Annotated in this window: 6 protein-coding genes; 3 read left to right on the forward strand and 3 right to left on the reverse strand. The window is 59.9% G+C overall.

What is annotated here, in order from left to right:
• On the reverse strand, positions 1-141 hold a 141-nt coding region (locus tag VN622_18420; protein ID HWR37841.1), incomplete at its 3' end, for an ATP-binding cassette domain-containing protein.
• A gap of 61 nt (positions 142-202) precedes the next feature.
• Between VN622_18420 and VN622_18425 the strand changes: the two genes are divergently transcribed.
• From VN622_18425 to VN622_18435, 3 genes are all read left to right on the forward strand, one after another.
• Positions 203-1,120: an OmpA family protein gene (locus VN622_18425; protein ID HWR37842.1), complete on the forward strand. Its 918-nt coding sequence runs from the start codon at positions 203-205 to the stop codon at positions 1,118-1,120.
• Positions 1,121-1,470: 350 nt separating this feature from the next.
• Entirely contained in the window at positions 1,471-2,022 is a 552-nt protein-coding gene (locus VN622_18430) for a BRCT domain-containing protein (GenBank protein HWR37843.1), read from the forward strand.
• Between the two features lie 2 nt (positions 2,023-2,024).
• Positions 2,025-2,360, forward strand: coding sequence for a hypothetical protein (locus VN622_18435; GenBank protein ID HWR37844.1), 336 nt, complete (start codon positions 2,025-2,027; stop codon positions 2,358-2,360).
• Between the two features lie 39 nt (positions 2,361-2,399).
• On the opposite strand, the gene VN622_18440 is transcribed toward VN622_18435, so the two are convergent.
• Together VN622_18440 and VN622_18445 are read right to left on the reverse strand one after the other, a co-directional pair.
• Complete coding sequence (locus tag VN622_18440) at positions 2,400-2,636, reverse strand: DUF2007 domain-containing protein (GenBank protein HWR37845.1); 237 nt, start codon at positions 2,634-2,636, stop codon at positions 2,400-2,402.
• Between the two features lie 18 nt (positions 2,637-2,654).
• Positions 2,655-3,015: exo-alpha-sialidase (locus VN622_18445; protein ID HWR37846.1), on the reverse strand; the 361-nt coding region annotated here is incomplete at its 5' end.

Raw genomic sequence — 3,015 nt, forward strand, 5'->3', positions numbered from 1 at the left:
GAGGATTTTCATCAGGGTCGATTTACCAGCACCGTTGGGGCCCGTAATGGCATAGCGCCTGCCCGCAAGAAAGGTGCAGGTGACGTCTTCGAACAGAATTCTGGCGCCGAAGCGCATGGAGATGTTTTGAATGGAAAGCAAAGCTCTTTCTATGATAGCGTATGCCCGAATCCTTCCGGAAAGCGGCGATAATGCAAGTACTATGACATGGGATTCTCCTTACCGCGCCTGCCTGGCGGGCGTGTTGCTTGCAACCTCCTGCCTGCCTCTTAGCGCCCAGCCGCAGGACGCTGAAGGCTGCAAAGACCATCCGCTGTTCAACCGGATGCCGAACTTCCACATCTCGGAATGCGAGCACTCGCAATTCGACCTGAAGCGCGTTCCGGTAGGCCCCGCGCCTGCCGAGGAGGCGGAAAACCACACGCCGAAATCCGTCGAGTTGGAAGGCCCCGTCTTCTTCATCCGGTACGAGTTGAATGAAGACGCAACCAAGCCGAGTCCGCTCCAGACCATGCGCAACTTCCAGAATGCCGCCCGAAAGGCCGGCGGATCCATTGAGGCCGAGTATCCGGGGTGGTGCAAAGCGACTGTCGACGAGACGATTAGTAGAGGGAACAACTGCATCCTGTACGGAACGACGATAAAGCTGCGCGGCCAGGGAAACGAGACCTGGGCGTTCGTGCAGTCGGGCGACGAGGGTGCGTCCTACGAGCTGTGGGTCGTCGAGCGCGAGGCGATGAAACAGGACATTTCCGTGAACGAACTCCGCCAAAAGCTGGACCAGGACGGCTTCATCGCTCTTTACATCAACTTTGAAACCGATTCCGCCACCATCCAGCAGGATTCCATGTCGCAGTTGGAGCAGGTAGCCCGGATGCTCGCGTCCGCGACCGCCCTGAAGGTGGAAGTAGCGGGCCATACGGACAATGTCGGGACGCCGGAAAGCAACCAGAAGCTCTCCGAAGCCCGCGCCAAAAGCGTGGCCGCGGCACTGGCGAGCAGGGGTGTTGCGGGCGATCGCTTGGCGGCGGCAGGCTACGGCCAGACGAAGCCCCTCGCTGACAACCGGACCGAAGACGGGCGCGCGAAGAACCGGCGGGTCGAGTTGGTGAAGCGGTAGCGTGGTGGTCGTTAGCTGGCCTTAGCAGGGGCAATCCGCAGTGTAGGACAGCCTACCCGGGCACGGCGTCCAGGGCGGAAAGATGATATGCTGGCCGACTGAGCATGCACGTAGCAGTTACTCTGTCACACCACGATGACGGGTCTTGGACCGCAACCGCGGCCGAGTATCCCTCCTTGCTCGCTCGTGCGTGGTCGAGAGACGATGTTATTCGCCAGATCGAATGTCTGCTCCGAGCCGAACTAGGTGCGACGCTCCAGGGCAGACGCGCGGTCGCCGCCGATGACCACGGACAGCCCCTCAGCCACTGGTATAATCTAACCCTGCGAATTCGCCGGAAGACGGATGAAATGATAGGCCTGCTTCGCGGGATCGTAGCCGATGACATTGTGTCCCCGCGTGAAGTCGAGAAACTCGCGGAGTGGCTTTTGGTGAACCAGGAGGCGTCCGTCGTCTGGCCGATCGATGTAGTTCTTGACCGTGTTGGGCAGGTTCTCGAAGACGGCATCATCGATGATGAAGAACGCGAGGATCTGCTGGCGATTATCTCCGAAATTGTAGGTGCTCCGGACCACTCGCCATTCGAGACGCTCGCTGCGAGTTTGCCGCTGACAAGGCCGGCACCACCTGTCCGGTTCGAAGGCCGGGTTTTCGTCGTTACCGGCCGGTTTGCTTGGGGCAGCCGGAGCAAACTCATGAAAGAGATAACGGCGCACGGCGGAGTGGGTGCGGAATCGATAACACGAAAAACCGATTATCTCGTGATAGGTACCTTCGGAAGCCGGGATTGGCTGCATGGCAGCTACGGCACCAAAATTCAGAACGCGATTGACTACGCGGGCCGGTATGGTCGGCTGGCGATAATCTCCGAGGAACACTGGATCAATTCTCTCGTAGGATAACTATGGCCGAGACATTCTCTTTCACTGCACGCGGGATAGCCGGGAACCCGCACCGGGTGACCTTCCGAATCGACGAATGCAACCTAACCGGTGCCTGCTCGTGTGCGGATGGCACTACTGGCGAGTTATGCGAACATAAGCTAAGGATCCTGACCGGAGATCCGAGCCAGATCGTCAGCGGGAATGAGTCCCAGGTCCACGACCTGCTGGACTACCTACCAGAGTGCGATGTGTGGCCGCACTTGGAGAGGCTGATCTCGTCGAAGCGTCAACTGGAGCAAGCGGCTGAGCAATATACTGAGGCCAAGGACGCGCTTGAGCACGCTATGAATGATTGATCGCTAGTGCACCCGCACCATCTTAGGCCCGTGCGCCACCTATCTCATTTCTTGCACGCTACGTAGGACCTCGCGAGCTTCGGCTTCCCTTTCCCGCGGCACGCGAATGGTCCACCACCCGATAAAGTTCCCGCTCTCCTGGCGTGCCGCGGGATTCTGGTCCATGGCGAAAAAAGGGATTCCGGCTTCGTGCAAGAGACTCTGCGCCAGAACAATCGCGACAGGATCTGCAAAGCCGGTTCGAATCAGGACATCGAGATTGCTTTCGTCTGCCACAGGAACACCCCCGCCGGACTACTTCCTTGCCCGCTGGTCGAGCTCTTTCAACGTGAACCGCACACTTACAATATACGGCGCCTCGCCCGCTGTCCAGTGGCCGTAAGTGGTTGTGACGAAAGCGCCGTCGGGCAGCCGCTCCAGGCCCGCGTAGCAGCAGTCGTTGCCCTTGGTGTTGTCCATCAGGCGGATGCGGTACTGGCCTTCGCGGCCTTTCACGATGTCCTCGTAGCGTCCTACCCACGCGACCCAGTCGCCCTTCGTGGCGCTCTCGCGCGTGGTGTCGCGGAACACCACTAACAACCGGCCGTCGCGGGCATAGCGCGCGATGTGGCGGTCACCCGTGAGGGCGGCGGCGAGTTCCACGGGGCGCGACCAT

It is taken from the genome of Clostridia bacterium, assembly GCA_035561135.1.
In the GTDB taxonomy this organism is placed as follows: Bacteria; Acidobacteriota; Terriglobia; order Terriglobales; family Acidobacteriaceae; genus DATMYA01.

Coding starts and splice junctions, on each gene's coding strand:
- VN622_18425 (HWR37842.1), top strand. CDS start 203: ATGACATGGGATTCTCCTTACCGCGCCTGCCTGGCGGGCGTGTTGCTT.
- VN622_18430 (HWR37843.1), top strand. CDS start 1,471: ATGATAGGCCTGCTTCGCGGGATCGTAGCCGATGACATTGTGTCCCCG.
- VN622_18435 (HWR37844.1), top strand. CDS start 2,025: ATGGCCGAGACATTCTCTTTCACTGCACGCGGGATAGCCGGGAACCCG.